Raw genomic sequence first — 4,337 nt, 5'->3', positions numbered from 1 at the left:
CGGGTGAGCCGTCGGTCTGCCCCAGTCATGACGACGGCTCACCCGCTTTCGCGAGCCTCAGGAGTGGGTCAGCAGCAGCGGCCCTGCGGGTTGGCGTCCTGGCGGTCGGTCTGGTCCCGCCAGAACTCGCGCTCGGTCATCATCCGCTCGGTGGGGTGAGCAGGGTCCGCGGTCCCGTGCGCGGCCTCGTGGTGCGCCCGGTACTTGTCCCAGGCGTCCTCTCCCATCACCCCTTTGACGTACCAGGCCACGCTCCGCGCTGCCCGGCGGATGCCGCCGAGGAGCGCAGCGAGCGAGGTCCCGCCTGCCGAGGGCATCCGCTGCCCCCGGCGTGCCCCTGCTGTCATCACCGGACCGTCACCGGCCAGGGGTGCCCGCGCCGGCGTTCCGCGCCGTCCGGGCGTTCTTCTCGGCGGCAGCCTGGGCTTCCCAGCGGCCCTGCAGCTCCTTTTCGGCCGGGGTCGGCAGGAAGCCGGAGGGCGCGAACATCTGCGACGGGAGCGCAGGGTCCTCGTTGGTGCCGAAATCGCGGCTCTTCCAGGACTTCCAGGTCGCAACGACCGAGGAGACGATCACGATGATCGCGAGGGTGACGAAGAGGATCGACAGGAGACCCTGCACCATCGTGTTCCGTACCACGGCCTCCATGGCCGCGACGCTCGGCGCCGTTCCGAACGAGGTCTTCCCCGCCGCGAGGGCGTCGGAGAATGCCTTGTTCTGGGCGAAGTAACCGACCGCGGGGACGGTTGAGAAGATCTTCAGCATCGAGGCGTAGATCGTGATGATCGCGGCGAACGCGAGGGGCACGGCGACGATCCAGATGTACTTGAATTTGCCCTGCTTCGCGACGATCGCCATGCACACCGCGAGTGCGATTGCGGCCAGCAGCTGGTTCGCGATCCCGAAGAGCGGGAACAGGGTGTTGATGCCGCCGAGCGGGTCCGTGACGCCCATGATCAGCACGGCGCCCCAGAGGAGAACCATGATGCCCGTGGTGAGCCAGGCCCCCGTGCGCCAGGAGGTGTTCTTGAACTTCGGGAAGAAGTTGCCGAGGCTGTCCTGGAGCATGAAGCGCGCGACGCGGGTGCCCGCGTCGACGGCGGTGAGGATGAACAGCGCCTCGAACATGATCGCGAAGTGGTACCAGAACGCCATCATGCCCGAGCCTCCTGCGACCTGCTGCATGATGTGCGCGAGCCCGACCGAGAGCGTCGGGGCGCCGCCGGAGCGGGAGACGATCGTGGCCTCTCCGACGTCCTTCGCCGTCTGGGTGAGCATGTCGGGGGTGAGGTTGACCCCGGTGAGCCCGAGGCTGTTCACGAACGCGACAGCGCCTTCGACGGTGCCCCCGGTGAGGGCCGCCGAGGAGTTCATCGCGAAGTAGATGCCGCGGTCGATCGAGACGGCGGCGACGAGGGCCATGATCGCGACGAAGCTCTCCATGAGCATGCCGCCATAACCGATGAAGCGGGTCTGGCGTTCCTTCTCGATGAGCTTCGGGGTCGTGCCGGAGGCGATCAGGGCGTGGAAGCCGGAAAGGGCACCGCAGGCGATCGTGACGAAGAGGAACGGGAAGAGCGACCCGCTCACGACCGGTCCGCCGTTGGCGACGAACTCGCTGAATGCCGGGACCGTGATCTCCGGGCGCACGATGATGATCGCGATCGCGAGCATCCCGATCGTTCCGATCTTCATGAAGGTCGAGAGGTAGTCGCGCGGGGCGAGCAGCAGCCAGACCGGGAGGATCGCTGCGACGAAGCCGTAGATGATGATGCCGATCGCGAGCGGCACCGGGTCGACGTGGAAGAACGATGCTCCCCACGCCGTGTTCGAGATGGCGCCGCCGCCGATGATGGCGGCCAGGAGCAGCACGAACCCGATGATCGACACCTCGCTGACCTTGCCCGGGCGGAAGAAGCGCAGGTAGCAGCCCATGAAGAGCGCGATCGGGATGGTCATGCCGACTGAGAAGACGCCCCAGGGGCTCGCCGCGAGGGCGTTGACAACGACGAGGGCGAGGATCGCGACGATGATGACCATGATCGCCATCGTGGCGATCAGGGCGGCGGTGCCGCCGATCTTGCCGAGCTCGTCGCGGGCCATCTGGCCGAGCGAACGTCCGCCTCGGCGCATCGAGTAGAACAGCACGATGTAGTCCTGCACCGCACCGGCGAGAACGACGCCGACGATGATCCAGATCGTGCCGGGCAGGTAGCCCATCTGCGCGGCGAGCACCGGGCCGACGAGCGGGCCTGCCCCGGCGATCGCGGCGAAGTGGTGGCCGAACAGCACCCGGCGGTCCGTCGCCGCGAAGTCCTTGCCGTCCGCCTTGTACTCTGCGGGGGTCGCCCTGCGGTCATCGGGCTTCAGCAGGTGCTTCTGGATGTAGTTCGAGTAGAAGCGGTAGCCGATCAGGTAGGTGCACACCGCGGCGAAGACGAACCAGATGGCGTTCACGGTCTCGCCGCGGACAACCGCGAGCATGACCCAGCTCAGTCCGCCGAGGAGGGAGATGCCGGCCCAGAGTGCGATCTTGGCCGGGGTCCAGCGTCGCTCCTGGGCGTCGTGCTCGGTCTGGTCGAGTGCGACAGGGAGCAGGGACGGATCGCGATCGAGCGGACCGGCCCCCGTGAAAGCGTCGTGCGGCGTGCGGGGCCTGGTGCCCATGATCTCTCCTTTGAGGGTGGTGCAGATGGTGCTGAGGTGCGGTTCACGACCGTGCCGAATCCAAGCTGAGAAAAAGCTGAATTCGTGATGATTCCTTAGCAAGGCTAACAGCCAGAGGGGCGCACCGGGACGAGCGCCTAAAATGGGTACGCCTGACCGGGATTTTCCGCACGGCACGCCCCACATCCACCCTCGACCATTGGAGCCACCGTGGCCGCACCCTCCCGCCTCGATTCCGTCATCGCCCTCGCCCGCCACCGCGGGTTCGTCTTCCAGGCGGGTGAAATCTACGGCGGATCCCGGTCCGCGTGGGACTACGGGCCCCTCGGCGTCGAGCTCAAGGAGAACATCAAGAAGCAGTGGTGGCGCTTCATGGTCACGAGCCGCGACGACGTCGTCGGGCTCGACTCCTCGGTGATCCTGCCCAGGAAGGTGTGGGAGGCATCCGGTCACGTCGAGGTCTTCAGCGACCCCCTCGTCGAGTGCACGAGCTGTCACAAGCGTTTCCGCGCCGACCACCTCGAGGAGGAGTTCGAGGAGAAGAAGGGGCGCCCCGCAGAGGGCGGCCTCGACGGCATCCCCTGCCCGAACTGCGGCAACCGGCACATCTGGACGGAGCCGCGCGCCTTCTCCGGCCTGCTCAAGACCTATCTCGGTCCCGTCGACGACGAGGCGGGCATGCACTACCTGCGTCCAGAGACCGCGCAGGGCATCTTCGTGAACTTCGCCAACGTGCTCCAGGCTGCCAGGATGAAGCCCCCGTTCGGCATCGGCCAGATCGGCAAGAGCTTCCGCAACGAGATCACACCGGGCAACTTCATCTTCCGCACCCGCGAGTTCGAGCAGATGGAGATGGAATTCTTCGTCGAGCCCGGCACAGATGAGACCTGGCACGAGTACTGGCTCGAGCAGCGCATGAGCTGGTACACCGGCCTCGGCATCGAGCCGGAGAACCTGCGCTTCTTCGAACACCCGGCCGAGAAGCTCTCGCACTACTCCAAGCGCACCGTCGACATCGAGTACCGCTTCGGGTTCAGCGGGAGTGAGTTCGGCGAGCTCGAAGGCGTGGCGAACCGCACGGACTTCGACCTCAAGACGCACGCTGCGGCATCGGGCAAGGATCTCTCGTACTTCGACCAGACCAAGAACGAGCGCTGGGTGCCCTACGTAATCGAGCCGGCGGCCGGGCTCACCCGCTCGCTGATGGCGTTCCTCGTCGACGCGTACCACGAGGAGGAAGTGCCGAACGCGAAGGGCGGCGTCGACAAGCGCACCGTGCTCAAGCTCGACCCGCGCCTCGCGCCGATCAAGGCCGCCGTGCTTCCGCTGTCCCGCAACGAGGCGCTCTCGCCGATGGCGCGCTCCCTCGCTTCCCGCTTGCGCGAGTCGTGGAACGTCGACTTCGACGACGCCGGCGCGATCGGGCGCCGCTACCGCCGCCAGGACGAGATCGGCACCCCGTATTGCATCACGGTCGACTTCGACTCTCTCGAAGACCAGGCCGTCACCGTGCGCGACCGCGACACCATGCAGCAGGAGCGGGTGCCGCTCGACAAGCTCGACGCCTACCTCGCCGAGCGCCTCCGCGGAGCCTGACCCGAGCACGGGCTTTTCGCCGCTGCGCGTGTGGTCCGCCACCCGCGCAGCGGCGCAGCAACCGCGCTCGCCGA

The 4,337-nt window shown here is 67.1% G+C and carries 3 protein-coding genes; 1 reads left to right on the top strand and 2 read right to left on the bottom strand.

Annotation, left to right across the window (positions count from 1 at the left end; all coding sequences use genetic code 11):
• Positions 1–68: 68 nt before the first annotated feature.
• Together QN345_RS15970 and QN345_RS15965 are read right to left on the bottom strand one after the other, a co-directional pair.
• A complete protein-coding gene (locus QN345_RS15970; protein ID WP_416172962.1) occupies positions 69–347 on the bottom strand; it encodes a YbdD/YjiX family protein in 279 nt (92 codons plus the stop codon).
• A gap of 10 nt (positions 348–357) precedes the next feature.
• Entirely contained in the window at positions 358–2,667 is a 2,310-nt protein-coding gene (locus tag QN345_RS15965) for a carbon starvation CstA family protein (protein WP_134449210.1), read from the bottom strand.
• 210 nt (positions 2,668–2,877) lie between these two features.
• On the opposite strand from QN345_RS15965, the gene QN345_RS15960 reads away from it, so the two are divergent.
• The gene (locus QN345_RS15960) at positions 2,878–4,263 is read left to right on the top strand and encodes a glycine--tRNA ligase (protein ID WP_134449209.1); all 1,386 of its coding nucleotides are present in this window, start codon (positions 2,878–2,880) and stop codon (positions 4,261–4,263) included.
• The last annotated feature ends 74 nt before the right edge of the window (positions 4,264–4,337 follow it).

Source organism: Cryobacterium sp. 10I1, from assembly GCF_035019805.1.
GTDB classification, from domain to species: domain Bacteria; phylum Actinomycetota; class Actinomycetes; order Actinomycetales; family Microbacteriaceae; genus Cryobacterium; species Cryobacterium glucosi.
The sequence above is the reverse complement of the archived record's forward strand: the minus strand, read 5'-3'. Positions and strand labels throughout refer to the sequence as shown.

Bases quoted from the DNA above. Each gene is read 5' to 3' on its own strand.
- QN345_RS15970 (WP_416172962.1), bottom strand. From the start codon at position 347: ATGACAGCAGGGGCACGCCGGGGGCAGCGGATGCCCTCGGCAGGCGGG.
- QN345_RS15965 (WP_134449210.1), bottom strand. From the start codon at position 2,667: ATGGGCACCAGGCCCCGCACGCCGCACGACGCTTTCACGGGGGCCGGT.